This window comes from Mycetocola sp. JXN-3 (assembly GCF_014522285.1).
In the GTDB taxonomy this organism is placed as follows: Bacteria; Actinomycetota; Actinomycetes; order Actinomycetales; family Microbacteriaceae; genus Mycetocola; species Mycetocola saprophilus.
The window spans coordinates 1,849,710-1,875,934 of record NZ_CP041635.1; the positions used below are offsets into that span (position 1 = coordinate 1,849,710).

Annotated in this window: 24 protein-coding genes; 4 read left to right on the forward strand and 20 right to left on the reverse strand. The window is 66.9% G+C overall.

Features of this window, described 5'->3' with window-relative positions:
• Positions 1-18: 18 nt before the first annotated feature.
• From carB to pyrR, 6 genes are read right to left on the reverse strand one after another with little or no spacing between them, the layout of a single operon-like run.
• The gene (gene carB / locus C7C57_RS08460; RefSeq protein WP_187976098.1) at positions 19-3,330 is read right to left on the reverse strand and encodes a carbamoyl-phosphate synthase large subunit; all 3,312 of its coding nucleotides are present in this window, start codon (positions 3,328-3,330) and stop codon (positions 19-21) included.
• On the reverse strand, positions 3,330-4,487 hold the full coding sequence (gene carA / locus C7C57_RS08465; RefSeq protein WP_187976099.1) for a glutamine-hydrolyzing carbamoyl-phosphate synthase small subunit: 1,158 nt from the start codon (positions 4,485-4,487) through the stop codon (positions 3,330-3,332). The genes carB and carA overlap by 1 nt, the downstream gene beginning before the upstream one ends.
• Complete coding sequence (locus C7C57_RS08470; protein WP_187976100.1) at positions 4,484-5,008, reverse strand: hypothetical protein; 525 nt, start codon at positions 5,006-5,008, stop codon at positions 4,484-4,486. The genes carA and C7C57_RS08470 overlap by 4 nt, the downstream gene beginning before the upstream one ends.
• The gene (locus C7C57_RS08475) at positions 5,001-6,371 is read right to left on the reverse strand and encodes a dihydroorotase (protein ID WP_187976101.1); all 1,371 of its coding nucleotides are present in this window, start codon (positions 6,369-6,371) and stop codon (positions 5,001-5,003) included. Before C7C57_RS08475 ends, C7C57_RS08470 begins: the two co-directional genes overlap by 8 nt.
• A complete protein-coding gene (locus tag C7C57_RS08480; RefSeq protein WP_187976102.1) occupies positions 6,368-7,324 on the reverse strand; it encodes an aspartate carbamoyltransferase catalytic subunit in 957 nt (318 codons plus the stop codon). The genes C7C57_RS08475 and C7C57_RS08480 overlap by 4 nt, the downstream gene beginning before the upstream one ends.
• The gene (pyrR, locus tag C7C57_RS08485; RefSeq protein ID WP_121688553.1) at positions 7,324-7,860 is read right to left on the reverse strand and encodes a bifunctional pyr operon transcriptional regulator/uracil phosphoribosyltransferase PyrR; all 537 of its coding nucleotides are present in this window, start codon (positions 7,858-7,860) and stop codon (positions 7,324-7,326) included. Before pyrR ends, C7C57_RS08480 begins: the two co-directional genes overlap by 1 nt.
• Before the next feature lie 168 nt (positions 7,861-8,028).
• Here pyrR and C7C57_RS08490 point away from each other — a divergent pair, with 168 nt between their 5' ends.
• Both C7C57_RS08490 and C7C57_RS08495 read left to right on the forward strand, forming a co-directional pair.
• Entirely contained in the window at positions 8,029-8,970 is a 942-nt protein-coding gene (locus C7C57_RS08490) for a 3-methyladenine DNA glycosylase (RefSeq protein WP_187976103.1), read from the forward strand.
• Positions 8,954-9,901: a helix-turn-helix domain-containing protein gene (locus C7C57_RS08495; protein ID WP_187976104.1), complete on the forward strand. Its 948-nt coding sequence runs from the start codon at positions 8,954-8,956 to the stop codon at positions 9,899-9,901. The genes C7C57_RS08490 and C7C57_RS08495 overlap by 17 nt, the downstream gene beginning before the upstream one ends.
• A 184-nt stretch (positions 9,902-10,085) precedes the next feature.
• Here C7C57_RS08495 and C7C57_RS08500 read toward each other — a convergent pair whose 3' ends face one another.
• On the reverse strand, positions 10,086-10,904 hold the full coding sequence (locus tag C7C57_RS08500; RefSeq protein ID WP_187976105.1) for a polysaccharide deacetylase family protein: 819 nt from the start codon (positions 10,902-10,904) through the stop codon (positions 10,086-10,088).
• 221 nt (positions 10,905-11,125) lie between these two features.
• Here C7C57_RS08500 and C7C57_RS08505 point away from each other — a divergent pair, with 221 nt between their 5' ends.
• The gene (locus C7C57_RS08505) at positions 11,126-12,334 is read left to right on the forward strand and encodes an aminotransferase class V-fold PLP-dependent enzyme (protein WP_187976106.1); all 1,209 of its coding nucleotides are present in this window, start codon (positions 11,126-11,128) and stop codon (positions 12,332-12,334) included.
• 57 nt (positions 12,335-12,391) lie between these two features.
• Here C7C57_RS08505 and nusB read toward each other — a convergent pair whose 3' ends face one another.
• The 13 genes from nusB to C7C57_RS08570 form a co-directional block, all read right to left on the reverse strand.
• Positions 12,392-12,811 carry a transcription antitermination factor NusB gene (gene nusB, locus C7C57_RS08510; RefSeq protein WP_030143465.1) on the reverse strand — a complete coding sequence of 140 codons (420 nt, stop codon included), beginning with the start codon at positions 12,809-12,811 and terminating at the stop codon, positions 12,392-12,394.
• A 2-nt stretch (positions 12,812-12,813) separates the two neighbouring features.
• Positions 12,814-13,377 (reverse strand): elongation factor P, encoded by a 564-nt coding sequence (gene efp, locus C7C57_RS08515; RefSeq protein ID WP_030143464.1) that lies wholly within the window; start codon positions 13,375-13,377, stop codon positions 12,814-12,816.
• A 106-nt stretch (positions 13,378-13,483) separates the two neighbouring features.
• The gene (aroQ, locus tag C7C57_RS08520; RefSeq protein ID WP_187976107.1) at positions 13,484-13,927 is read right to left on the reverse strand and encodes a type II 3-dehydroquinate dehydratase; all 444 of its coding nucleotides are present in this window, start codon (positions 13,925-13,927) and stop codon (positions 13,484-13,486) included.
• 19 nt (positions 13,928-13,946) lie between these two features.
• A complete protein-coding gene (aroB, locus tag C7C57_RS08525; RefSeq protein WP_030143462.1) occupies positions 13,947-15,032 on the reverse strand; it encodes a 3-dehydroquinate synthase in 1,086 nt (361 codons plus the stop codon).
• A complete protein-coding gene (locus tag C7C57_RS08530) occupies positions 15,029-15,541 on the reverse strand; it encodes a shikimate kinase (RefSeq protein WP_081864092.1) in 513 nt (170 codons plus the stop codon). The genes aroB and C7C57_RS08530 overlap by 4 nt, the downstream gene beginning before the upstream one ends.
• On the reverse strand, positions 15,534-16,754 hold the full coding sequence (gene aroC / locus C7C57_RS08535) for a chorismate synthase (protein ID WP_187976108.1): 1,221 nt from the start codon (positions 16,752-16,754) through the stop codon (positions 15,534-15,536). Before aroC ends, C7C57_RS08530 begins: the two co-directional genes overlap by 8 nt.
• An 81-nt stretch (positions 16,755-16,835) precedes the next feature.
• Positions 16,836-17,708: a shikimate dehydrogenase gene (locus C7C57_RS08540; protein ID WP_187976109.1), complete on the reverse strand. Its 873-nt coding sequence runs from the start codon at positions 17,706-17,708 to the stop codon at positions 16,836-16,838.
• The gene (mltG, locus tag C7C57_RS08545; RefSeq protein WP_255505636.1) at positions 17,708-19,192 is read right to left on the reverse strand and encodes an endolytic transglycosylase MltG; all 1,485 of its coding nucleotides are present in this window, start codon (positions 19,190-19,192) and stop codon (positions 17,708-17,710) included. Before mltG ends, C7C57_RS08540 begins: the two co-directional genes overlap by 1 nt.
• A 2-nt stretch (positions 19,193-19,194) precedes the next feature.
• The gene (ruvX, locus tag C7C57_RS08550; protein ID WP_187976110.1) at positions 19,195-19,674 is read right to left on the reverse strand and encodes a Holliday junction resolvase RuvX; all 480 of its coding nucleotides are present in this window, start codon (positions 19,672-19,674) and stop codon (positions 19,195-19,197) included.
• Positions 19,671-22,331 carry an alanine--tRNA ligase gene (alaS, locus tag C7C57_RS08555; RefSeq protein WP_187976111.1) on the reverse strand — a complete coding sequence of 887 codons (2,661 nt, stop codon included), beginning with the start codon at positions 22,329-22,331 and terminating at the stop codon, positions 19,671-19,673. Before alaS ends, ruvX begins: the two co-directional genes overlap by 4 nt.
• A 43-nt stretch (positions 22,332-22,374) precedes the next feature.
• Positions 22,375-22,578 (reverse strand): hypothetical protein, encoded by a 204-nt coding sequence (locus tag C7C57_RS08560; RefSeq protein WP_030143455.1) that lies wholly within the window; start codon positions 22,576-22,578, stop codon positions 22,375-22,377.
• Between the two features lie 185 nt (positions 22,579-22,763).
• Positions 22,764-23,393: a 30S ribosomal protein S4 gene (rpsD, locus tag C7C57_RS08565; protein ID WP_030143454.1), complete on the reverse strand. Its 630-nt coding sequence runs from the start codon at positions 23,391-23,393 to the stop codon at positions 22,764-22,766.
• 305 nt (positions 23,394-23,698) lie between these two features.
• The gene (locus tag C7C57_RS08570) at positions 23,699-25,261 is read right to left on the reverse strand and encodes a replication-associated recombination protein A (RefSeq protein ID WP_187976112.1); all 1,563 of its coding nucleotides are present in this window, start codon (positions 25,259-25,261) and stop codon (positions 23,699-23,701) included.
• A gap of 133 nt (positions 25,262-25,394) precedes the next feature.
• Between C7C57_RS08570 and C7C57_RS08575 the strand changes: the two genes are divergently transcribed.
• Complete coding sequence (locus C7C57_RS08575) at positions 25,395-26,195, forward strand: peptidylprolyl isomerase (RefSeq protein ID WP_187976113.1); 801 nt, start codon at positions 25,395-25,397, stop codon at positions 26,193-26,195.
• Positions 26,196-26,225: the final 30 nt, after the last annotated feature.

Below are 26,225 nucleotides of genomic sequence, written 5' to 3' on the forward strand. Positions count from 1 at the left end.
CGGGGGTCACGGCCGCGCTCACGCGGAGGCCGGAGCCGAGGCCGCGAGGCGCTCGGCGCGATCGATCGCGTAGTCCTGCAGCGAACGCACCTCGAAACCGTTGCGGATGGCCTCAATCGAGTTCACCGCGGCGGACAGCTCGGCAATCGTGGTGAACAGCGGCTTATCCGCCGCCACCGTGGCGGCGCGGATCTCGTAGCCGTCGGCGCGGGCGCTGGAACCGGACGGGGTGTTGATGACCACGTCGATCTTGCGGGCGTTGATCAGGTCCACGATGGTGGGGTCGCCGTCCACCGAGCCCTCGCTGTGCTTGCGCACGGTGCGGGCCTGGATGCCGTTGCGGATCAGGATCTCGGCGGTTCCCTCGGTGGCCAGCAGCTCGTAGCCGAGCTCCTGCAGGCGCAGGGCGGGCAGCACGATCGCGCGCTTATCCTCGTCGGTGACCGAGACAAACACGGTACCGCTCAGCGGAATGGCGCTCGAGGCCGCGGCCTGGCTCTTGGCGAAGGCACGCGGGAAGTCGCGGTCGATACCCATGACCTCACCGGTCGAGCGCATCTCCGGGCCGAGCAGCGAGTCCACGACCTTGCCCTCCTTGGTGCGGAAGCGCTTGAAGGGCAGCACGGCCTCCTTGACAGCAACCGGGGAGTCCAGCGGGACGCGCGAGCCGTCGACCTCGGGCAGCATGCCCTCGGCGATCAGCTCGTCGATGGTCTTGCCCACCATGAGCAGCGAGGCGGCCTTGGCCAGCGGGATACCGAGCGCCTTGGAGACGAACGGCACCGTACGCGAGGCGCGGGGGTTGGCCTCGAGGACGTAGAGGATACCGGCGCTGATCGCGAACTGAACGTTCAGCAGGCCGCGCACGCCCACACCCTTGGCGATGGCCTCGGTGGCCTCGCGGACGCGGTCGATCTGGGCGCGGCCCAGGGTCACCGGGGGCAGGGTGCAGCACGAGTCACCGGAGTGGATACCGGCCTCCTCGAGGTGCTCCATGACGCCACCGATGTAGAGGCGGTTGCCGTCGTAGAGGGCGTCCACGTCGATCTCGATTGCGTCATCGAGGAAGCGGTCCACCAGCAGGGGGTGATCGGGTCCGATCAGGGCCTGACCCTCCTGGCGCACGAAGTAGTCGCGCACGGCCTCGGTCGAGTAGACGATCTCCATGCCGCGGCCACCGAGCACGAAGCTCGGACGCACGAGGACCGGGTAGCCGATGGTCTCGGCGACCTCGATGGCCTCCTCCACGTTGTGGGCGATGCCGTTGCGCGGGGCCAGCAGGCCACCCTCATCGAGGATGCGGGCAAACTCGCCCCGCTGCTCGGCGAGGTCGATGTTCTCCGGGGTGGTGCCGAGGATCGGCACGCCGGCGTCCTTGAGGCCCTGGGCGAGGCCCAGCGCGGTCTGGCCGCCGAGCTGCACGACGACACCCACGAGCTCGCCGGACTGGCTTTCGGCGTGGATGACCTCGAGGACATCCTCGAGGGTCAGCGGCTCGAAGTACAGGCGGTCCGAGGTGTCGTAGTCGGTGGACACGGTCTCGGGGTTGCAGTTGATCATGATGGTTTCGAAACCGGCATCGTGCAGCGCGAAGGAGGAGTGCACGCAGGAGTAGTCAAACTCCACACCCTGGCCGATGCGGTTCGGGCCGGATCCGAGGATCACAACCTTCTTGCGGTCCGACGGTGCCACCTCGGTCTCGAAGTCGTAGCTCGAGTAGTGGTACGGGGTGAGGGCGGGGAACTCGCCGGCGCAGGTGTCGACGGTCTTGAAGACCGGGCGCAGACCGAAACCGTGGCGGATGCCGCGAACCTCGGCCTCGGTGAGGCCGCGCAGCTGGGCGATCTGGGCGTCGCTGAAGCCGTGGTCCTTGGCCTGGGCCAGGACGGATTCGGTCAGCTCGGCGGCACCGGCCACGAAGTCGGCGACGTCGTTGATCAGCGCGATCTGGTCGATGAACCAGGGGTCCATGCCGGTGGCCTCGAAGGCCTGCTCGACGGTGGCACCGGCGCGCAGAGCCTGCTGCAGGGTCACGATGCGGCCGTCGGTCGGGGTGGCCGACACGGTCAGCAGCTCCTCGAGCGAGCGGGTCTCGGTGCCCCAGTGGAAGGAGGAGCCGCGCTTCTCAAGCGAGCGCAGGGCCTTCTGCAGGGCGGTGGTGTAGTTACGGCCGATGGCCATGGCCTCACCCACCGACTTCATGGTGGTGGTCAGGGTCGCGTCGGCGGCCGGGAACTTCTCGAACGCGAAGCGGGGAACCTTGACCACGACGTAGTCGAGGGTCGGCTCGAAGCTGGCCGGGGTCACCTTGGTGATGTCGTTGGGGATCTCGTCCAGGCGGTAGCCGATGGCCAGCTTGGCGGCGATCTTGGCGATCGGGAAGCCGGTGGCCTTGGAAGCCAGCGCCGAGGAGCGCGACACACGCGGGTTCATCTCGATGACGATGATGCGGCCGTTGCTGGGGTCGATCGCGAACTGCACGTTGCAGCCACCGGTGTCCACACCCACGGAGCGGATGATGTCGATACCGATGTCACGCATGCGCTGGTACTCACGGTCGGTGAGGGTCAGGGCCGGGGCCACGGTGATCGAGTCACCGGTGTGCACACCCACGGGGTCGACGTTCTCGATCGAGCAGACCACGACGGTGTTGTCGCTGCCGTCACGCATGAGCTCGAGCTCGTACTCCTTCCAGCCGAGGATGGACTCCTCCAGGAGCACCTCGGTGGTCGGGCTGGACTGCAGACCATCGGTGGTGATGCGGATGAGCTCTTCTTCGGTGTACGCGAAGCCCGAGCCCAGGCCACCCATGGTGAAGGACGGACGCACAACCAGGGGGTACCCCAGGTCCTTGGCGTACTCGACGGCCTCCTCCACGGTGTGCGCGATGTGCGAGCGGGCAACGTCGGCGCCGGCCTCGATCACGAGCTCCTTGAAGAGCTGGCGGTCCTCACCCTTCTGGATGGCCTCGATCTTGGCGCCGATCAGCTCGACGTTGTACTTCTCCAGGATGCCCAGCTCGTCGAGCTGGATCGCGGCGTTCAGCGCGGTCTGTCCACCGAGGGTGGGCAGGATGGCGTCCGGACGCTCCTTGGCGATGATCGATTCGATGACCTCGGGGGTGATCGGCTCGACGTAGGTCGCGTCGGCGAAGTCGGGGTCGGTCATGATCGTGGCGGGGTTCGAGTTGACCAGGATGACCCGGATTCCCTCGGCGCGCAGTACGCGGCACGCCTGGGTACCGGAGTAGTCGAACTCACAGGCCTGACCGATAACGATCGGGCCGGAGCCGATGACGAGGACGGAGTTAATATCGTCGCGCTTGGGCATTACTTGGATTCTCCCTTACCGGCGAGAACTACCTCGCGGAAACGTGCAAAAAGATAGTGGGCGTCGTGCGGTCCGGCCGCAGACTCCGGGTGGTACTGAACGCTGAAGGCCGGGATGTCCAGGCAGCGCAGGCCCTCCACGACGTTGTCGTTCAGGCTGTAGTGGCTCACCTCGACCTGGCCGAAGCCCTCGGGCGACTCGTGGGAGCCCTCGATGGGCAGGTCCACGGCGAAGCCGTGGTTCTGCGAGGTGATCTCGACCTTGCCGGTGGCCTTGTCGAGCACGGGCTGGTTGATGCCGCGGTGGCCGAAGGGCAGTTTATAGGTGTCAAAGCCCAGGGCGCGGCCGAGCAGCTGGTTACCGAAGCAGATGCCGAAGTAGGGCAGTCCGGCGCGCAGACCCGCACGCAGCACCTCAACCTGGCCGGAGGCCGCGGCGGGGTCGCCGGGTCCGTTGGAGAAGAAGAAGGCGTCGGTCTTCAGGGCCAGCAGGTCATCGGGGGTGATGTCCTGCGGGACAACGATCACGTCGAAGCCCTGGTCGGCGAGGTAGCCGAGGGTTGCGCGCTTCACACCGAGGTCGAGCACGGCGATCGAGCCGATCCGCTCGGTGGTCGCGGGCAGGGTGTAGTTTTCGATGGTCGAGACGGTGGCCGAGAGGCTGAGGCCGGCCATCTGCTCCCCCGCGTTCACCCGGGCCACCAGGGCCTCGGCGTCTGCGGAGTAGTCGGCACCGGAGAAGATGCCGCCGCGCATCGAACCGGCCGAGCGGATGTGGCGGGTCAGGGCGCGGGTGTCGATGCCGGAGATCCCGACGACGCCATCCTCGACCAGGTTGTCATCGAGGGTGCCCTCCGAGCGGAAGTTGGAGACGCGACGGGAGGGGTCGCGGACGACGTATCCGGAGACCCAGATCCGATCCGATTCCATGTCGGTCTTGTTGACGCCGGTGATGCCGATGTGCGGGGCGGTCATCACGACGATCTGACCCGCGTAGGACGGGTCGGTCAGGGTTTCCTGGTAGCCGGACATGCCGGTGGTGAAAACAACCTCGCCGAGGGTGGTGCCGGTCTTGCCATAGGCGGCACCCTCAAAGCGGGTGCCATCCTCCAGGACGAGGACGGCCGGTTCGGCGGAGCCGAATGCGGTGGTGGTCATGCTGAAATCTCGCTCTCGGTGGGGGTGGGAGTGGGGGCGGCGGCGATCTTTTCAATCGCGGCCAAAATGTTGGCGTGGTCGGCCTGGTCGATCACCCGGATGTAGCTATCCACATCCTGCTCGGGTGCGCGCCAGGCGAGCACGATCAGACCGTCGCGTTCGACCACACGGTCGATCGTCCAGGTGGCGGTCTGTGCGCCGTACACGGTGTCGGGTGCAAAGAACACGGGGGCTCCGCCTCGGGCTTCGAGGAGAACGCCCTCCGCATTCACGGTGATCCGGGCGCGAGCGCGGAAGGACAGGCCGTTCAGGGCGAGTCGTTCCAGCGGGGCGCCGGGCCGGGTGGAGGCCACGTAGAACGCGTCGGCTGAGGCCAGCTCGGTGAGGTTTCCGGGAATCACGCCGTTCAGGGTGATTCCCCCGTCTCGTCGCGATCGCTTTCGCCAGCCCAGCCACATCAGGACAAACAGTCCCGCGAGGAAGGCAACGATGATCAGCGTGGGGACGAGCGGGTTAGGCATGCGATGCTACCAATTCCTGGATCTTTTCAAGCGGTACCAGCTCCCCACTCAGCACCGTGGCGTATCCGCGGTGGAAGGTTGCCTGGACCCGGCCCGGAAGGCTGGTTCCCAGGTACGGGGAGTTGATCGAGCGCCCGCGCAGGTCTGCGACGGCGAAGTCGGACCGGGCGGCGGGGTCGTAGAGGGTGACCTCGGCGGGGTTACCCACCGCGATCTCGAGGCCCTGACCGGAGATGCGGCCGATCTGGGCGGGGGTGCGGGACATGACCCGCTCGACATCCGCCCAGCCGATCAGGCCGGTCTCAACCATGGACTCATGCACCACGCTGAGCGCGGACTCAAGGCCCACCATGCCGTTCGCGGCCTCGGCCCAGGCGCACTCCTTGGCCTCGGCCGGGTGCGGTGCGTGGTCGGTCGCGACGATGTCGATCGTGCCATCGGCCAGGGCCTCACGCAGAGCGAGGACATCCTCGGCGCGACGCAGCGGCGGGTTGACCTTATAGCGCGCATCGTAGGAGCGCACGAGCTCCTCGGTGAGCAGCAGGTGGTGCGGGGTAACCTCGGCGGTCACGTTGATGCCGCGGGCCTTGGCCCAGCGGATCACCTCGACCGAACCGGCGGTGGAGAGGTGGCAGATGTGCAGGCGCGAACCCACATGCTCGGCGATCAGGACGTCGCGGGCGATGATCGACTCCTCGGCCATGGCCGGCCAGCCGGTCAGGCCCAGCTCGGCCGAAACCGAACCCTCGTTCATCTGCGCACCGGGGGTGAGCTTGGGGTCCTGGGCGTGCTGGGCGATCACGCCGTCGAACGCCTTGACGTATTCCAGCGCGCGGCGCATGAGCTGCGGGTCGGAGACACACAGGCCGTCGTCGGAGAAGACACGCACCTTGGCGCGGGACTCGGCCATCGCGCCGAGCTCGGCCAGGCGCTCTCCGGCCAGGCCCACGGTCACGGCGCCGATCGGCTGCACGCGGGCGTATCCGGCCTGCTCGCCGAGGGAGAGCTCCTGCTCGACCACGCCGGCGGTGTCGGCCACCGGGGAGGTGTTGGCCATCGCGAACACCGTGGTGTAGCCACCGGAGGCGGCGGCGCGGGTGCCGGTCAGCACGGTCTCGCTGTGTTCGAAGCCGGGCTCGCGCAGGTGGGTGTGCAGGTCTACCAGACCGGGGAGGGCGATCAGGCCCTCGGCGTCCACGGTGGTGGCACCGGCGCGGGTGAGTCCGTTGCCCAGCTCGGCAATGACGCCGTTTTCCAGGATCAGGTCGGTGGTGTCGCCCGAGGACAGGCGTGCGCCACGGATCAGGTAGGTCTCGTTCTGCACGTCGGTGTCCTTCGAAGTCGTGGGAGTGGGGGTGGTCATCGCTGGTCCTCGCGTTCTCCCGAGAGCAGCAGGTACAGGGCGGCCATCCGGACGGATACACCGCTCGACACCTGCTCAAGCACCGTCGAACGCGGCGAGTCTGCGGCGCCGGAGGAGATTTCCAGTCCGCGGTTCATCGGACCGGGGTGCATCACAATGCTATCGCCTGTGAGGCGGGCCAGACGCTCATCATCCAGGCCCCAGCGGCGGGAATATTCTCGACTATTGGGGAAGAACGCATCGTGCATCCGCTCCCCCTGAATGCGCAGCATCATGACCACGTCGGGGTTTTCTGCCAGCACGGCGTCCAGGTCGTAGGACACCGAGGCGGGCCACCCCTCGATCCCCACGGGCAGCAGGGTGGGCGGTGCGACCAGCGTGACGTGCGCGCCAAGGCTCGACAGCAGCCAGACGTTCGAACGCGCGACCCGCGAGTGCAGGATGTCGCCGACGATCACCACGTGCACGCCGTCGAGGTCGCGGCCGCGGGACGCACCGGCACCGTGGATGCGGCGGCGCATGGTGAAGGCATCCAGCAGCGCCTGGGTGGGGTGCTCGTGGGTGCCGTCGCCTGCGTTCAGGATTCCCGCGTCGATCCAGCCGGAGGCGGCCAGGGTGTGCGGGGCCCCCGAGGCACCGTGGCGAATCACCACGGCGTCGGCGCCGATCGCGGCGAGGGTCTGCGCGGTGTCCTTCAGGCTCTCGCCCTTGGAGACCGAGGAGCCCTTGGCGGAGAAGTTGATGACGTCGGCGCTCAGGCGCTTGGCCGCGGCCTCGAACGAGATGCGCGTGCGAGTGGAGTCCTCGAAGAAGAGGTTCACCACGGTCTTGCCGCGCAGCGTGGGCAGCTTCTTGACCTCGCGCAGCTGGGTGTCGGCCATATCCTCGGCCACGTCGAGGATGTTCAGGGCGTCGGTGCGGGAGAGGGTGCGGGTGTCCAGGAGGTGACGCACTAGAGGCTCTCCCCGATGGTCACGCGGTCTTCGCCGTCGATTTCGACCAGCTCCACGTTGATCCGCTCGGACTTCGAACTGGGCAGGTTCTTACCCACGAAGTCGGGACGGATCGGCAGCTCGCGGTGCCCACGGTCCACCAGGGTGGCCAGGCGCACGGCGCGGGGGCGACCGATGTCGCCGAGGGCGTCGAGGGCGGCGCGGATGGTGCGGCCCGAGTAGAGCACGTCGTCGGCGAGGACCACGGTCTTGCCGTCGATGCCGCCGGCGGGAATGCTGGTGGGCTGCGGCGAGCGCGTCGGGATCCGGCCCAGGTCATCGCGATACATGGTGATATCCAGCGATCCCACCGGAACCTCCTGCCCGGAGAACTCCTCAAGCAGCGCCGCCAGTCGGGCCGCGAGGTACACGCCGCGGGTAGGAATGCCGAGCAGAATCAGATCACCCGCGCCACGATTGGATTCAAGAATCTCGTGTGCGATACGGGTGAGCGCCCGGGAAATGTCAGCCTGCTGAAGCACGATACGTGCACTCATAGGGCCTCCCTTCTTCGCCTCTCTGGACGACCTTAAAGGTTGACTGGTGTACAACGTTTCTACCCTAGCACCGCCGGACCCCTCGGCGCTCGCACACTCGACTCTCCGGGGTGGACGATTGTGCGCGATCCGGGTGGGCGTGCGTCGCACTCGGCGTAGAATTGAGCCATGCCCACCGAGATTTCGCTCCCCACGCCGGTGCGCCTGGAACCGGGCGCGCAGCGTGAGCGCACCCTCGCCCATGAGACCCGCGCCGACACGCTCACCGCGGGCTGGCGCGCGCGACGTCAGAGCGGGGAAAAACACGCGATCGAGGACTTCCTCTTCACCTACTATCCGATCAAGCCCAGCATCCTGCGGCGCTGGCATCCGGGCGTGGGCACCGCGATCGAGTGGCCCGAGAACCGCGAGCTTCCCACCCGGTATATGCGCCTGGCCGATGGAACCATTACGGTGGATGCAACCTCGCTGCTGCGCGACCGTGCCCGCCTGATCGACTTTGTTGAGTTCCTGCTGACCCGCACCGGCGAGCGCGCCGCCCGCTTCGACTGCTTCGGCCTGCACGAGTGGGCGATGGTCTATAAGCAGGATCCCGAACAGATCCGGCACAACGGCGTCCCGCTGCGCCTCTCCCCGTCGGCCACCGACGCGGTGGTCGAATCCCACCGGGTGGGCTGCTCCCACTTTGACGCCTATCGGTTCTTCACCCCCGAGGCCGAGCCCCTCAACCGACTCTCCCCCACCCGGGAGAACCAGCCCGAGATGGAGCAGGCCGGCTGCCTGCACGCGGGCATGGACCTGTATAAGTGGATCGCCAAGCTCGGCCCCCTGGTCCCCGGCGAACTGCTGCTGGACTCATTCGAGCTGGCCCGGGATATCCGCACGCTGGACATGCAGGCCTCCCCCTACGACGTGTCCTCCTATGGACACGCGGCCGTGGCCATCGAGACCGATGCGGGCAAGGCCGAGTATGTGCGCGCCCAGCGCGGCTTCACCGAGCGTTCGAACGCGATTCGCGAACGGGTGCTCGCGGTGATCGCGGAGGCACGCGCCGAGGTTGCCTCCACTCCCCTGAACTTCCCCCGAGACGCGAGTGTCGGGGCGGCGTGAGGATTGGGCCCGCACCTTTGACGGGCTCGATTTCTATGCCGCGCGCCTCACCGTCCACGGGTCCCGCGCCCTCGCGGCCAATACCGGCCTGGCGAACTACCTGCGCGCGGCCAACGTGGTGCTGCACGAGCTCGACGACAACGCGCCCCTGCGCCTGCGCCTGGCGCAGTTTCCGCAGCTGAGCTTTGTCCGGGTCGCGATGCCGGCCATTCGGATGGAGTGGCCCCGGGATGCGCAGTCGGCGGATCGGGCCGCCATCATCATCATTCTCGGCGGTCGAATACATGTTCGAACCGAGGGGGCGCTGCTCACCCGCGAGCCCGGACTGTTCTATATTCCGCCGGGCACCGAGCCGCTCTGGATCGACGTTCTCGACACCGATAACGAGGTGCTCTACATCAGTCTGCCCGCGGGACTGGTCGCCGACATTCCGCTGGCCACGGCGAGCGCCCACGTTTCCTCCGTGGATCCCTCGCTGCTGACACCACTGCTGGCCTTCACCACCGGACTGTTTGCGGTGGATTCCGAGCAGGCACCCCTGATGGCACCGCTGCGCCTGGTCGCCGAGGAGGTTACCCGCTCGCTGGTTCGCCTGATCAGCGGCGACGCCCCGACACGGGATAACCCCTATGCGCGCGCACTCGACCTGATCGCCGTCGAGTACCATGCCCAGTCGCTGCGCATCGCCGAGATTGCCCGCCGCCTGGGCGTGGCCCCGCGCACGCTGCAGGCCGAGTTTGCCCGGCGGGGGGACACCGTCAGCGGGGCGCTGCGTCGAGCCCGGGTGAGCGAGGCGCGGACGCTGCGGAGCGCCAATCCGGGACTCTCGATGGGCGAGATTGCTCACGCTACCGGGTTCGGATCCGCCTCGGCCCTGTTCCGTGCGCTGCGCGATGATGCCGGGGACCGAGAGGCGCTCGGCGCCATTTAGCGCAGACCGGCTGTCGTTTCGCGCAGCGCCCCGGCACGCGGTGATCCATTCCCAGTAGACAGGGAGGGAGGTTCACCTCCCTAGAACAGAGCGGGCATCCCACCCGAACGGCTCAGCCGCGGATGCCCGCTCAATCCCTTCCGAGGCTCGTCCGCCCGCGCGCGGGGAGTTCACGCGTGGGGCGCTAGCCCTGGTAGATATCGTGCAGGGTCACCGTGCGCAGACCCCGCTCCTGGACGATCTTCTCCAGCTGGTCAAACACCTCGGTCACCGGCGTATGGTTGGCGTGACCGATCACGATGTGTCCGGGCAGGAACCACTGATCGGCAAAGCTCACCACCTGGTCGGGCGTGATCAGCCCCGAGTCCGACAGCGACCCGTACCAGAGCACCGGAACCGTGTAGCCGATGCTCGCGGCCACCGCATCGGTGTGCGCGTTGTGGTAACCAAACGGCGGACGGTAGTAGGGCTTGGCGCTCACCCCGAAGGTCTTTTCGATGAACTCGTCGTTTTTGGTCAGCTCATCCCTGATCTGCTGATCGCTGATCTTGGTCAGCGCCGGGTGGTCCCAGGTGTGGTTGCCGATCTGAATCTGCCCCGACTGCACCATCGGGCGCAGCTTATCGGCCACCTGGGTCCAGGAGGGATAGTGGCCGTTCACAAAAAACGTCAGCCGAGTGCCGGTGCGCTGGGCAAAGTCCACGTACTTTTCGACGGTTTCGGGATCCGCGCCGTCATCCACCGTCCACGCCAGATAGTTCCCACCCTTGGGCAGCCCGGTGATCGCACCGGTGGGCAGCGGGACCTTCGTCGCGGGTAGCGGGAGCTGCGCGATCGGGGTATCCGAGGGCGAGGGGGAAATCGAGGGCTGGTCACTCGGACGTGCCGACGGGGAGCCGGAGGACGAGGGGGTCCCCATGGTTTCCGAGTGCACGGCACAGCCGCCGGTCAGAAAAACGGTGGCGGCCAGCACACCGGCGGCCAGAAGGGCAGAGGATCGCATGAGATCAGATTATGGCGCGGAATCCAAACTCTCCGTAGCGTCAAAGCAGATCCACAGAATCGCCATAGATTCGTTATTTTTGCCCACCCCAGGTCTCACAAAATCACCCATCGAACACATGTTCGAATCGCGAATTTCGCACCGTAACTCCGCGTGGTTTAGCATCAAAATTGACGGGCTCATTCGAGGGTCCCGCATCACACTCAGCACTGGAGCGCCGCGTGAACCTCCCCCTCCTGTCCCCGCTCACCCTCGCCGATGGGACACCCGCCCGCGCGGCCTGGACATTCGCCCCCGGCGTGGTCCCGCTCAATCACGGCTCGTTCGGTGCGGTCGCGAGCCCGGTCATTGCCGCGCAGCGTGAGCTGCAGCGCACCGCCGAGCTCAGCACGGTGGGCTGGTTCCCGTTTGCCGCCGAACGCACCCGGTTGGCGCGCGAGGCCGTGGCGGGATTTGTGGGGGCCTCCCCCGCCGATACCGTCTTTGTTCCCAACGCCTCGGCCGGCGCCACGGTGGTTTTGAACGCGCTGCGACTCGCGGTCGGCGACGAGATCCTGGTGACCGATCACGGCTACGGTGCCGTCCTGATGGGGGTGCGCCGACTGGCCCGGCGCACCGGTGCTCGGGTCACCATCGTGCCGATCGCGCTGGAGGCCGATGATCAAGAAATCCTGGCGACCTTTACCGCGGCGATCACCCCGCGCACCCGGCTGATCGTGGTGGATCAGATCTCCTCGGCCACGGCCAAGGTGTTCCCCACCGCCGCGCTCACCACGCTGGCGCACGCCCACGGCGTCCGAGTGCTCGTGGATGGTGCCCACGCACCCGGGCTGGTTGCCGATGCGGCGCGGGTAGCCGGTGCAGATTGGTGGTTTGGAAACCTACACAAGTGGCCGGCGGCCCCGCGCGGTTCGGCGCTCCTGGTGACCGCCGCCGAGGACCGCGATGACCTGTGGCCGCTGATCGACTCCTGGAACGCGGAGCTGCCCTATCCCGAGCGCTTCGATATGCAGGGCACCCTGGATATCACCTCCTACCTAGCCTCACCGATCGCCGTGGATTTTATCGAACACACGTTCGGTTGGGATCGCGCCCGCGCGGCCATGACCACCGGGGTCGAGGCGGCGGCCGCCCAGGTCGCCGCCGCGCTGGCCCCTTATGTCGAGGGCCCAGCCCGACCCGAGGTGGCCGACCCCGCCCCGGCCATGCGCCTGATTCGCCTCCCGGGCACCCTCGGGTCCACCCGCGAGGAGGCCGACGGACTGCGCGAGCGCCTCTTTGCCGCCACCGGCATCGAGTCCGCTTTCACCAGCTTCCGCGGCATCGGCTACGTCCGCCTCTCCGTGCACCTCTACACGGTCCAGGCCGACATCGACGCGTTCATCAACCGGGCGATTCCGCTGCTGGTGGAGTGGTCCCGCGAGGGTTAACCAACAAACGGCGGGTGGCACGTTTTACCGTGCCACCCGCCGTTGTGTACGGGGTACCTAGCTGACCGCGTTGGCCTGGGCGATCTTGCCCAGCAGGCCGTTCACAAACCCGGCGGAGTCATCCGTCGAGAACTGCTTGGCGGCCTCCACGGCCTCGTCGATGGCCACGGCCACCGGGACCTGCGGGTTGAACAGCATCTCCCACACGCCGATGCGGAGGATCGCACGATCCACCACGGGCATCCGGGCGAGGGTCCAGCCCTGCGCGTAGGTTTCCAGCTGCTCGTCGATCTCGGCGGCGTGATCAAACACACCGTCCACGATCTCGCGTGCGTACAGCCACGATGCCTCGCGCGCGGGTTCGTGCGCGGCGCGCGCGGCCTCGGCGGTCAGGATCACGTGGATCGGCTGATCGCGGACATCCGCGCCGTACAGCATATCGAGTGCCCGCTTGCGGGCTTTAGTTCTGGCGCTCACTACTAGTCGTTCACGCGGCCCAGGTAGTCACCGGTACGGGTGTCTACCTTGACGCGGGTGCCGCTCTCAACAAACAGCGGGACCTGGATCTCGTATCCGGTCTCGATGGTTGCCGGCTTGGTGCCACCGGTGGAACGGTCGCCCTGCAGGCCCGGGTCGGTGTGGGTGATGGTGATAACCACCGAGGCGGGCAGGTCCACGTACAGCGGGTTGCCGTTGTTCAGGGCGATGGTGACGGCCTGGTTCTCCAGCAGGAAGTTCGCGGCGTCGCCGACGACGGCGGCGGGAACGTTGATCTGGTCGTAGTCGGTGGCGTCCATGAAGACATAGGCATCGCCATCGGCGTAGAGGTAGGTGAAGTCGCGGCGGTCGACGCTCTCAAGCTCGATCTTGGTGCCGGCGTTGTAGGTCTTGTCTACGGTCTTGCCGGAGACGACGTTCTTCATCTTGGTGCGCACAAATGCGCCACCCTTGCCCGGCTTGACGTGCTGGAAGTCGATTACGGTCCAGAGCTGTCCGTCAATCTTGAGGACAACGCCGTTCTTGATGTCAGCGGTAGATGCCATGAAAAGCGGTTCCGTTCAGTTAAAAAAGGTACGATCGGGTGCGACCGACCCACCCATCTTAGTAGACGCGCCGTAAACCTTCAAAGAACGGCGCGCGCGGGCCCGCCTAGCGGCCGGAGAATCCGGTCAGCTGAACCAGGGCGAGACGGTAGGAATCGAATCCAAATCCGGCGATCACCCCGGTGGAAACGGCCGAGATGACGCTGGTGTGCCGGAACTCCTCGCGGGCGTGCACGTTGGAGATGTGCACCTCGACCAGCGGAACTCCGGGCTCATGGAGCAGCGCGATCGCGTCCCGCAGCGCATAGCTGTAGTGGGTCAGCGCGCCCGCGTTGAGGATCACCGGGGTGCCCGCATCGGCGGCCTCGTGGATCCACTCCACCAGCTGCCCCTCATAGTTGCTCTGGCGCAGGTCGATCTCGACACCCTCGGGGGCGTCTTCCTGGAGGATGCGCTTGAGGTCGTCGAGGGTCCCCGAACCGTACACCTCGGGCTGGCGGGTGCCCAGGCGGTTGAGGTTCGGGCCGTTGAGGACAAGGATGCGGGTCATGATCGCAGACTACCGGATCCTAGGACCCGATCTCCTGATATGCGGCAAACAACAGCGAGGTTTCCGGGGCGGTCAGCACGCTGGGCTTGCCGATATCGTCCAGCACGATGAAGCGCAACATGCCCGCACGCACCTTCTTATCGCGCTGCATGGTGGCCAGCAGCGTGTTCCAGCGGCCCACCGGGTAGCTGGTGGGCAGATCCAGCGAGTCGAGGATTGCGCGGGTGCGGTCCACGGCCTCGTCAGAGAGGCGTCCGGCCAGGCGTGAGAGCTCGGCGGCAAACACCATGCCCACCGCAACCGCGGCGCCGTGACGCCACTGGTAGCGCTCGGCGTGCTCGATCGCGTGCCCCAGGGTGTGACCGTAGTTGAGGATTTCGCGCAGACCTGCCTCGCGGAAGTCCTCGCCCACGACCCGGGCCTTCATGTCGATCGAGAGTTCGATTACCCGGCGGAACTCATCGGTTTCCGGGTTGGTGGCCACGGCAACATCGGCCTCGATGATGTCGAGGATCTCCGGGTAGTAGATGAACCCGGCCTTGACGATCTCGGCGAAGCCGGTGAGGATCTCGTTGCGCGGCAGCGTGTCGAGCACCGAGAGGTCGGCGAAGACGGCCGAGGGGGCGTGGAACACACCCACCAGGTTCTTGCCCTCGTTGGTGTTGATGCCGGTCTTGCCACCGACGGCGGCGTCGACCATTGCCAGTACCGAGGTGGGCAGCGAGATGAGCTTAACCCCGCGCAGCCAGGTGGCAGCCACGAACCCGGCGAGGTCGGTGATGGCACCGCCACCGAAGCCAATCACGGCATCGGTGCGGGCAAAGTCGGCCTGGCCGAGGATCTGCCAGCAGAACGCGGCGACCTCCACGCGCTTGGCGGCCTCGGCATCGGGTACCTCGGCCAGCAGCACCTGATAGTGCTCGGCCAGGGTTTCGCGCAGCGCGGCGGCGCGGGCCCCCAGGGTCGGCGGGTGCACGATCAGCACCTTCTGCACACCCTCGCCGAGCACGGCGGGGATGCCGCCATAGATGTCTCGGCCGATGATGACCTCATAGTCACCCTGCGGGGAGGAAACGGGAACGACGGTGGGTTCGGGGGTACTCATGAGTTCTCCTTAGCCCACGCGGCAATCTTGCCACCGAGGGCGGTGATGTGTCCGGCGGAGGTGTCAAAGCGAACGCTGGCGACCTCCTCGTACAGGGCGCGACGCTCGGTGAAGATGCGCAGCCAGGCGTCGGGGTCATTCTGCACCAGCGGGCGTTTGCCGCCACGCAGGCGTCCACGCACCACCCGCTCCGACACGGTCAGGTAGATGGTGGGCAATTCGCGCAGGGTAGCGCGGGTATCGGCATCCAGCACCGATCCCCCACCGAGCGAAACCACGGCGGGTTCGGTGAGGGCCTGGGCCACCACCTCGCGTTCGATGGCACGGAAACCGGCCTCGCCCACCCGCTCGAAGATTCCGGCGATCTCGCCGTGCTCGGCGACGATGCGCTGGTCGGTGTCGATGAACGGGCGATCCAGGTCGCGGGCGAGCCGGCGACCAATCTTCGTTTTTCCCGAGCCCATCGGACCGACCATCGCGATCGTCTTGGGGACGTGCTGATTACTCACCGGCGGCGAGCTCCGGGTTGGAGGCCTCGGCGGTGTGCAGGTTGGCGGCCAGGTGGGCGCGGTAGGCGTCGAGGTTGCGACGGGTCTCCACGATCGAGTCGCCCCCGAACTTCTCCAGCACAGAATTGGCCAGCACGAGCGCAACCATGGCCTCGGCCACCACGCCGGCGGCGGGCACGGCACAGACATCCGAGCGCTGGTGGTGGGCACCGGCGGCCTCGCCGGTTGCGGTGTCCACGGTGCGCAGCGAGTGCGGCACGGTGGCGATCGGCTTCATGCCGGCGCGCACGCGCAGCACGGTTCCGGTGCTCATGCCACCCTCGATGCCGCCCGCGCGGTCGCTCGAGCGCACGATCACGCCGTCCTCGATGAACAGCTCATCGTGAGCGGCCGAACCGCGACGACGGGTGGTTTCGAAACCGTCACCGATCTCGACACCCTTGATGGCCTGGATACCCATGATCGCCTGCGCCAGCTGGGCGTCGAGGCGACGGTCCCAGTGCACGTGCGAACCCAGTCCGGGCGGCAGGTTGTAGGCGAGCACCTCAACCACACCACCGATGGTGTCGCCGTTCTTCTTGGTGTCATCCACCTCGGCAACCATCTTGGCCGAGGTCTCGGCGTCGAAGCAGCGCAGCGGATCGGCATCCAGCGCGTCCACGTCGCCGGGCAGCGGAAGCGCGGTGCCGTCGGGAACGCGGATCGGTCCGATCGCGATGGTGTGCGAGACCAGCTCGACACCCAGCTCGTTCAGGAACGACTTGGCCACGGCGCCGAGGGCCACGCGGGCCGCGGTCTCGCGGGCGCTGGCGCGCTCGAGGATCGGACGAGCCTCGTCAAAGTTGTACTTCTGCATGCCCACCAGGTCGGCGTGACCGGGACGCGGGCGGGTCAGCGGCGCACCGCGACCGCGGGACATGTCCGACAGCTCCACCGGCTCCGGGCTCATGACCTCGGTCCACTTGGGCCACTCGGTGTTACCCACGCGCAGCGCGACCGGACCACCCAGCGTGAATCCGTGACGCACGCCACCGGAGATGTGCAGCTCGTCGGCCTCGAACTTCATCCGCGATCCGCGACCATAACCGAGCTTGCGGCGGGCGAGGTCCTCGCGGATGGCGTCCATCGACACCGGGACGCCCGAGGGCAGCCCCTCAACGATTGCGATCAGTTCCGGGCCGTGAGATTCTCCGGCGGTGAGCCAACGAAGCATGGCACCTATCTTTCCCTCGTCGCGGTGACCCGCGCATGAACATCTGAGGCCGGTGTGCACGGGGCATCCGGCGAAAAACCGCTAACTGGGGGTGGGTGTTGCGGGCAGCTGCAGCCCCACCGCCGCATACATGTCGGCGAGGACCGCGTGCTCATCGGGCAGAGGCAGAGCGGGGTTGTGCCCCACAAAGATCCGCACCTGGATAAGCGCCTGGCGGACCAGCATCTCCAGTCCACTGACCACGATACCGCCTTCGGCAACCCACTCGCTCGCCAGCGCGCTGGGCCAGGGCGAATAGGCCACGTCAAATAGGATCGTGCGCGCCCGCAGATCCGCCGGGAACACGATGCCCGAGGAGGCTCCGCCGGGCAGGGTCGAGATCACCAGGTCGGTGTCGGCGGCCACCACATACTGATCAAACCGGCGGATTTCCAGCGGAATTCCCAGGGCATCGGCGATGGGTTCGAGGTGTGCAGCCCGATCCGGGGTGCGCGCAAACACCCGCACCGCGTGGGCGCCCAGGCGGGCGGCTGCCACCAGCGCGCTGGCGGCGGTTGCACCTCCGCCCAGAATGTCGACGCCCCCACGCGGCAGGGGGTTCTCCCCCACCAAACCGCGCACCGCGTCGGCGATCCCGGCGATATCGGTGTTGAATCCGCGGGGCGCCTCCCCGGGCGCGAGCAGCAGCGTGTTGACGGCACCGGTCAGGATCGCGTTCTCGTCGCGCTCGGCGGCGATCCGGAACGATTCCCCCTTGAGTGGCATCGTCAACGAGAGACCGCGCCAGGACTCATCCAGCCCGGCCACGATCCCGGCCAACTCGGCCTCACCCACCTCGCGACGACCATACTCCCAGTCCCCCAGCCCCAGGCGCGCGTAGGCGGCCCGATGCAGGTCGGGGGAACGGGAGTGGTCGATCGGCGAGCCGAAGACCGCGAGATGGGTGGTGGCCACTAGCAACCCTTACCGGGGTTCGCCGAGCACCAGTCGCGCAGCTGCTTGACCGCGGCCTCGTGATCGGCATTGTTATTGGTGAACACGGTCTCACCGGTGGTGAGGTTCACCGTGACAAAGAACAGCCAGTCGCCATCGGCCGGGGCGATCGCGGCCTTGATCGCATCGTCACCGGGGTTGCTGATCGGTCCGATCGGCAGGCCGGTGCGCTCGTAGGTGTTCCAGTCGTTTTTGTCCTTGAGCGACTCGGCCGAGGACCATACCGACCCATCGGCCTGCCCCTTGCCGTACTGGGCGGTCGAGTCCATCTGGAGCTTCATGCCCGCGGCCAGACGGTTTTCGATCACCCGGGACACCTTGGCGAAGTCGTCGGTGGCCCGCGCCTCACGCTGCACGATCGAGGCCACGTTGAGGGTGCGCTCATACTGATCGGCGGGCACGCCCGCTTCGGTCAGGGCGCGCTTGGTGCGATCCACCATCGTCTGCAGGGCCTGGGTTGCGGTGGTGCCCTTGGGGAACGTGTAGGTGGCCGGGAACAGCCAGCCCTCCATCGTGATCGCATCGGCCGGCAGACCAAAGTTTGCCGGGGTCGCCGCGGCAGCCTGAACATCGGCCTCGGGCACGCCGATCGCCGCGGCCAGCGCGGGCAGGATCGTGCGTCCGGTTTCACCCTCGCGAATGAGTAGGCCACCCTCGAGGCGGTTGCCGGGTTTCAGGAGCGCGTTCAGCGCGGCCTGGGCACTCATCTCCTTACGCAGCGAGTACATACCCGGGTGGAACACCGGTTCGCTACTGCTTCCCACCAGGAGCTGGTAGAACGACTCGACCGAGGCGGTCACGCCGGCCTTGAAGAGCGTGCGCGCGACCGCGGTTCCGTCGTCCCCGTCGGCGATGGTCACGGTGATCTGACCGGTCCCCTCGCCCTCAAAGTCCTTCACTTCCATCGAGGAGATCCGTTCGATCAGCTTGGGGATGACCGGGCCCAGGGTCAATGCGCCCACCCCGACCAGGGCCGCCACAACGAGCACGCTGATGCCCGCGACCACGAACCCGCGTCGTCGGCGCTTTTTGGGCTTGGCGGTGGAGCGCAGGGCCTCCGTGTGCTGGGCCAGCGCCGCCTCGGCCTCGGCGCGGCGCTGCGCCCGGGTCTCGGCAATCTGGGCCTGTTCGCGCGCCTCGCGCCGACTGGTCGGCGTGGGCAGCACGGGATCGGGTTCCTGGAGTGCCCGCTCGTGGGCCTCCAGGACATCCCGGGGAAGCTCGCCGGTCAGCTCGGAAAACACGTGGTTGAGGACGTCCTCCTCGGGCTGGGGTGACCCGACCGGGCCGGATGTCTCCCCCCGCACAATCGCCTCTTCTGGCACGCCGGCATCCCGCTGGACGGCCTCGTCTGCGGGGCCCGCAACTCCGGCCGGATCGACGGGTCCGGAGGAACCTCCGGGGGTCAGACGCTCGGGGAAACGTCCACTCTGGGGATCGGTCACACTCAGGCTCCTTCGTCGGTGAGCACCGGTTCACCGGGCGCGGTCCCCCGGCCGCGCTCGGTGTCCAGGGCGTGTTGGAGGATGATTACCGCGGCGACCTGATCGATCACACCGCGCGACTTCTTCTGGGAGCGTCCCACGCCGCGCATCGCCTGGTGGGCGGTCACGGTGGACAGGCGCTCGTCGACCAGGCGCACCGGGGTGCCGAGGCGAGCGATCGCCTCGGCAAAACCCACGGCATCCTCGGTCGAGGGGGTGCGGTCGCCGCTCAGCGAGAGCGGCAACCCCACAACGATTTCCAGCGGTTCCAGCTCGGCAATGTGCCGGCCGATTGCCGCCAGATCACTGCCATCCTCGGCGCGCGCCACGGTTTCGACCGGGGTAGCCAGCAGACCATCACGGTCGCTGCGGGCTACCCCGATGCGGGCCTTGCCCACGTCGATACCGATCCGCACTCCGCGGCGGAAACCCTCGTGGGTCACGCGCGCCCGATCTGCTCGGTGATCGCGGTCAGCGCGGCGGGGATCGCCGTCACATCCTGACCGCCACCCTGAGCGAGGTCCGGCTTACCGCCGCCACCGCCGCCGAGCACGCCACTGGCAAGCTTGACCAGCGCACCGGCGGCCACACCGGCGTCGCGTGCGGCCTGGTTGGTACCCACGATGATGACCGGACGACCGGAGACCTCGGCGGCCAGGGCCACCACGGCGGCCTCGGCACCCAGGCGCTCACGCACACCGGTCACCAGCGAACGCACGTCGTCGCCCGAGGCGACCGAACCGAGGTTCTGGGCGATCACGCGCACCTGACCGGCGACCTGAGCGGTCTCGATCAGCGCGGGGATCTTCTCGGCGAGGGCCTTAGCCTCGAAACCGGCGATCTTCTTCTCGGCCGCCTTCAGCCCGGTGACGAGCTCCTGGATCTTCTCCGGCAGCTGCTCCCGCGGGGTCTTCAGGCTGCCGGTGATCTGCTGCACCAGCGCGCGCTCGGCGGCCAGCTCACGGAAGGCCTCGCGACCCACCAGGGCCTCGACACGACGGTTGGTCGATCCCACCGAGGACTCGCTGATCAGGCTGACCAGTCCGATCTCGGCCGAGGAGCGCACGTGCGTTCCCGCACACAGCTCGCGCGACCAGGCACCGTTGATGTCCACCATCCGCACGCGGTCGCCGTACTTCTCGCCGAACAGCGCCATCGCCCCGAGCTCGCGCGCCTCATCGAGGCCGAGCACGCGGGTGATGACCTCGTGGTTTCCGAGGATCGCGTCGTTCGCGATGTCTTCGATCTCGCTCTTGGTCTCGGCCGAGAGGGCCTGGTTCCAGGAGAAGTCGAGACGCATGTAGCCGGCCTTGTTGTAGGAACCCGACTGGTGGGCGTCCTGACCGAGGGTCTGGCGCAGCGCGGCGTGCACGAGGTGCGTGCTGGAGTGGGCGCGAGCGGCGCTCTGACGGTAGTCGGCGTCCACGATCGTGGTGGCCTCGTCGCCCACGGCGACGGTTCCCTGATCGATCAGCACGGTGTGCGAAACCAGGCCCTTGACCGGACGCTGGACATCCAGGACCTCGGCCTCGAAGCTCGATCCCACGATGCGACCCTGGTCGGAGTCCTGACCACCGGATTCGGCGTACAGGGTGGTCTCGGCGAGGATCAGCTCGGCGGTCTCGCCGGCCTTCGCGGCGGGCACCGAGGCGCCGTTCACGATGACACCGATGACCTTCGAGCCGGTGATCAGCTCGTCATAGCCGCGGAAGTCGGTCTCGCCCAGCGCGCGGAAGTCGCTGTAGACGGAGAGGTCTGCCAGGTGGCCCTTCTTGTTCTTGGCGTCGGCCTTGGCGCGCGAGCGCTGCTCGCTCATCGCCTGGTCGAAGACCGCGCGATCCACGCGGAGACCCGCCTCCTCGGCGATTTCCAGGGTCAGGTCGATCGGGAAACCGAAGGTGTCGTGCAGCAGGAACGCGGTCTTGCCACTCAGGGTCGAGTTGCCGGCGGCCTTGGTCTCGGCCACGGCGGCATCGAGAATTTCGGTGCCCCCGGCGAGGGTGCGGAGGAAGGTCTCCTCCTCGGCGAAGGCCACCCGCGAGACGCGCGACCAGTCGGCCTCCACCTCGGGGTAGGACGCCTTCATCGCGTCGCGCGAGACGGCGAACAGCTCGGGGAAGCTGGCGGCCTCGTAGCCCAGCAGACGCATGGCACGCACCACCCGGCGCAGCAGGCGGCGCAGGATGTAGCCGCGACCCTCGTTGGACGGGGTCACCCCGTCAGTGATCAGCATCAGCGAGGAGCGCACGTGGTCGGCGATGACGCGCAGGCGCACGTCGTCCTCGTGGTTGGCACCGTAGGCGCGGCCCGAGAGCTCGGCGGCGCGGTCCAGGACCGGGCGCACCTCGTCGATCTCGTACATGTTCTCGACACCCTGCTTGATGAACGCCACGCGCTCCAGGCCCATGCCGGTGTCGATGTTCTTCTTGGGTAGCTCACCCTTGATGGTGAAGTCGGTCTTGGACTTCACGTCCGAGACCAGGTACTGCATGAACACCAGGTTCCAGATCTCGACGTAGCGGTCATCATCGGTGGCTGGGCCGCCGTCGATGCCGTAGGCGGGGCCGCGGTCGAAGAAGATCTCCGAGCAGGGACCGGCGGGGCCGGGCTGACCGGTGGACCAGTAGTTGGTGTCGGCGTCCAGACGCTGGATGCGCTCGGCGGGCAGGCCGGCGATCTCGGTCCAGTACTGGATGGCCTCGTCGTCATCCTTGTAGACGGTGACCCAGAGGTCCTTGGGGTCAAACCCGAGCTTGCCGTCTTCCTCGCTGCCGGTCAGGAACTCCCAGGCGAAGGTGATCGCGTCCTTCTTGAAGTAGTCACCGAAGGAGAAGTTGCCGTTCATCTGGAAGAAGGTACCGTGACGCGGGGTCTTGCCCACCTCCTCGATGTCCGAGGTGCGGATGCACTTCTGCACGCTGGTCGCGCGGTGGAACGGGGCGGGAATCAGCCCGGTGAAGTAGGGCACAAACGGAACCATGCCGGCCACCGTGAACATCAGCGTCGGATCGTCGCTGATCAGCGAGGCGGAGGGAACTACGGTGTGGCCGCGCTCGGCGAAGAAGTTGAGCCAGCGCTTGCGAATTTCGGCGGTTTTCATGGGTCCGTTCTACTGTCGTTGGGGAGGGGAAGAGTCCGACGACTTACTTGGTGGTGGTACTGATGTCGCTATCCTCGCGAAGCTCGGCTTCGCGCAGCTTGTACGAGTCGGCAACGATGTCGCCAAACTCGCGCATGCGTCCGTCGAGTTCGCTGAAGAACCGGCGACCGCGGGTGGTCTTGTTCACCTCGTGGGCGACAACAAATCCCGCGGCAATACCCGCGAGGAAAATGAGGAAGTTTTTCACTGGAGTCTCCGAAATCATGAGGGTGAGTGGGCAACCACCCCACAATCTTAGTGCGCTGAGGTGGTAAAAGGTGGATCTTGCGGTGCACGTCGCACGCTTCACCCGCGTGTGGCGATCCAAAAACCCGGGTACCAAAAGCGGGGCCACGGAAAACCGTGACCCCGCAAGAGGTGTATGGGTACTAGTTAGCGGGCTGCGTAGTACTCAACAACGAGCTGTACTTCACAGGTCACGGGGACCTCGGCACGCTTCGGACGACGCTCCAGGCGAGCCTGCAGCTTGTCGATCTCTACGTCCAGGTAAGCCGGAACCTTGGGCAGGACATCCTGGTGACCGCCGGCGGCAGCAACCTGGAAGACCTCAAGAGCCTCGGACTTCTCCTTGACGTGGATGGTCTGACCCGGCTTCACGCGGAAGGACGGGCGGTCCACCAGCTGACCGTCAACGAGGATGTGACGGTGCACAACCAGCTGACGAGCCTGGGCGGTGGTGCGGGCAAAACCGGCGCGGACCACGAGTGCGTCAAGACGCAGCTCGAGGAGCTCAACCAGGTTCTCACCGGTCAGACCGGAGGTACGACGAGCCTCTTCGAACGCAATCTTCAGCTGCTTCTCGCGAATACCGTACTGGGCGCGAAGACGCTGCTTCTCGCGCAGACGAACGGCATAGTCGGAGTCAGCCTTGCGCTTGGTGCGGCCGTGCTCACCGGGAGCGTAGGGACGCTTCTCGAGGTACTTGGCAGCCTTCGGGGTGAGGGCAATGCCGAGTGCGCGCGAGAGGCGCGTCTTGCTACGGGTACGTGACTTAGTAGACACGGTTTCCTTTCAAATGGTTTCCATAAACAGATTTCCCGCACCACAAAACGCGGTGTGGAAAGGAGTTAGAGGGAGTGACCAGGGCGATTCGGCTACAGAATCCATCCCGTCGATCGATGAGTCTCTGCGCAGCCGTACGTCAAGACTCGATCTAGGTCCCCGCTAGCCTAGCATGCGCCCTCCCCGAAAGCACCCGCGCGCGGGGCGTTTTGCCGGGGAGTTGTGAGGCTCGGTTCGGTGCTCCCCACGATGCGAAGAATCCCGGACCCTAGCGCCCGCGGACGATACGCAGAGACTTCCTCGCCCTAGCGTCCGCGGACGATACGCAGGATCTTGGCCAGGCGTCCACCCACCTCGCGCTCGTTGCCGTGGGTGGTGGGGCGATAGTAGGTGCGGCCGGTCAGCTCATCCGGCAGGTACTGCTGTTCCACCACGCCGAGTTCGGTGTCGTGCGGATAGCGATAGCCCTTGCCGTGACCTAGGCGTTTGGCGCCGGCGTAGTGCGCGTCGCGCAGGTGCTTGGGGACACGCCCGAACGCCCCCGCCCGCACATCGGCAATCGCGTCGTTGATGCCCAGATAGGCGGCATTGGACTTGGCGGCGGTGGCCAGGTAGACCACGGCCTCGGCCAGCGGGATGCGTCCCTCGGGCATACCGATCATCTGCACGGCATCGGCGGCGGCCACCGCGATCACCAGGGCCTGCGGGTCGGCCAGGCCGATATCCTCCGAGGCCGAGACGATGATTCGACGGGCGATGAAGCGGGGGTCCTCCCCCGCCTCGATCATCCGGGCCAGGTAGTGCAGGGCCGCGTCGGGGTCCGAGCCGCGGATCGACTTGATGAACGCGCTGATGACGTCGTAGTGTTCGTCACCGTTGCGGTCATAGCGCAGCAGCGCGCGGTCCACGGCACCGGCGACGATCTCCTTGGTGATGACCGGACGGGTATCGTCGGGGTCGTCGGCTTCGGCTTCGGCTTCAGCTTCAGCTTCGGCACCATCCGACCCTCCGGCACCCGTCCCCGCCGGCTTCGCCGTATCGCTGTTCTCCGGCGACGGCTCACCGACGGCATCGTCCTCCGCTAACTCCTCGTTGTCATCTTCGTCTTCATCCCGGTCGCGGTCCTCGGTTCGCCCCGCGGGGGCACCAAAGTCGAGCACCCCGTCCTCGGACAGCGCAGAAGCGACCAGCGAATCGGCGGACACCGCGGCCGCCTCGAGCGCGGTGAGCGCACGCCGCGCATCCCCCGACGCCAGTCGAATAATGGTCGCGCGTGCCTCGGAATCCAGGCGATAGCGATCCCCCAGGCCGCGCGGGTCGGTAACCGCGCGATCGATCAGGACCCCCAGATCGTCATCCGAGAGCTGTTCCAGGGTGAGGAGCAGTGAGCGCGAGAGCAGCGGGGAGATCACCGAGAACGAGGGGTTCTCGGTGGTCGCGGCCACCAGGATGACCCAGCCGTTCTCGACCCCGGGCAGCAGTGCATCCTGCTGCGCCTTGCTAAAGCGGTGGATCTCGTCGAGGAACAACACGGTGGAGAGGCCGTACAGATCGCGGCTGGTCATGGCCTCGGCCATCACCTCGCGCACGTCCTTGACCCCGGCCGTGACCGCCGAAAGCTCCACAAAACGCCGATTGGAGGAGTGCGCGATGGTCTGCGCGATCGTGGTCTTCCCGGTCCCGGGCGGCCCCCAGAGAATGACCGAGACCGTGCCCTGATCTCCGGATTTCCCCGTGGCCAGGCTCACCAGCGGCGAACCCGGGCGCAGCAGGTGCCGCTGTCCGGCTACCTCATCAAGGGTGCGCGGGCGCATGCGTACCGCGAGCGGGACGCTCCCGGACTGAAGGGCGGAGGACGAGGAAACCATGTCTCCAGGCTATCGGGTACCACCGGCACCGGCTGCGAATTCGCCGTCGGCACGCGCCATACGCACACATATTCATCGGCCGTGCCGCTAGTATCGTCTCGAACACCCGATCTCCCTGGAAAGGACCGCATCCGTGGCAGCCCAGAAAAAGGACGAAAAAGCCGCTCGCGAGGCCCGTGCCCGCCTGCAGCAGTACGAGGCACGCAAGGAGGCGTGGGAGAAAAAGCGCAAGACGCGCACCCGCAACGCCTGGATTGCCGGCGGCGTGGCATTCGTCCTGGTGGCCGGAGCGATCACCTGGGGCGTGATCGCCCAGAACGCGGGCAACGCGCCCGAGGCCGGCGCATCGCCCTCGCCGAGCGCATCCTCCTCCCCGTCTCCCACGGCCAAGGCACCGGATCCCTCGGTGGCCGAGGATCGCACCTGGACCGGAGACCTCACCGTGAACGGTGTCGACCTGGGCATCGAGCTCGAGGGCCAGAAGGCACCCCAGGCCGTCGCCTCGTTCGTGTCGCTCAGCAAGCAGGGCTTCTACAACGGACTGTCCTGCCACCGCATGGTGAACACTCCCGGAGCGTCGGGCGAGCCCGGATTCCAAATCCTGCAGTGCGGCGACCCCAAGGGTGACGGCTCCGGCGGCCCCGGCTACAGCTTCGGCCCGATCGAAAACGCCCCGGCCGACAACATCTACCCGGCGGGCACCCTGGCCATGGCACGCGTCGGAAACGACGCAAATTCCAACGGCAGCCAGTTCTTCATCGTCTTCGGCGACACCAAGATCCCCTCGGACAGCGCCGGTGGATACACCGTACTCGGCAAAATCACGAGCGGCCTGGATAAGCTCAACGAGTCGGTGACCACGATCCCGGTGGGCGGTGCGGATAGCTCCACACCACAACAGCCCATTAAGCTGGACTCCATTACCGTCAAATAGAATCAAGACGTATGTTGGGGCTGCCCGGCA

Excerpts from the sequence above, each read along its gene's own strand:
- carB (WP_187976098.1), bottom strand. The coding sequence starts at position 3,330 with ATGCCCAAGCGCGACGATATTAACTCCGTCCTCGTCATCGGCTCCGGC.
- carA (WP_187976099.1), bottom strand. The coding sequence starts at position 4,487 with ATGACCACCACCGCATTCGGCTCCGCCGAACCGGCCGTCCTCGTCCTG.
- C7C57_RS08470 (WP_187976100.1), bottom strand. The coding sequence starts at position 5,008 with ATGCCTAACCCGCTCGTCCCCACGCTGATCATCGTTGCCTTCCTCGCG.
- C7C57_RS08475 (WP_187976101.1), bottom strand. The coding sequence starts at position 6,371 with ATGACCACCCCCACTCCCACGACTTCGAAGGACACCGACGTGCAGAAC.
- pyrR (WP_121688553.1), bottom strand. The coding sequence starts at position 7,860 with ATGAGTGCACGTATCGTGCTTCAGCAGGCTGACATTTCCCGGGCGCTC.
- C7C57_RS08490 (WP_187976103.1), top strand. The coding sequence starts at position 8,029 with ATGCCCACCGAGATTTCGCTCCCCACGCCGGTGCGCCTGGAACCGGGC.
- C7C57_RS08500 (WP_187976105.1), bottom strand. The coding sequence starts at position 10,904 with ATGCGATCCTCTGCCCTTCTGGCCGCCGGTGTGCTGGCCGCCACCGTT.
- efp (WP_030143464.1), bottom strand. The coding sequence starts at position 13,377 with ATGGCATCTACCGCTGACATCAAGAACGGCGTTGTCCTCAAGATTGAC.
- aroQ (WP_187976107.1), bottom strand. The coding sequence starts at position 13,927 with ATGACCCGCATCCTTGTCCTCAACGGCCCGAACCTCAACCGCCTGGGC.
- aroB (WP_030143462.1), bottom strand. The coding sequence starts at position 15,032 with ATGAGTACCCCCGAACCCACCGTCGTTCCCGTTTCCTCCCCGCAGGGT.
- aroC (WP_187976108.1), bottom strand. The coding sequence starts at position 16,754 with ATGCTTCGTTGGCTCACCGCCGGAGAATCTCACGGCCCGGAACTGATC.
- alaS (WP_187976111.1), bottom strand. The coding sequence starts at position 22,331 with ATGAAAACCGCCGAAATTCGCAAGCGCTGGCTCAACTTCTTCGCCGAG.
- C7C57_RS08570 (WP_187976112.1), bottom strand. The coding sequence starts at position 25,261 with ATGGTTTCCTCGTCCTCCGCCCTTCAGTCCGGGAGCGTCCCGCTCGCG.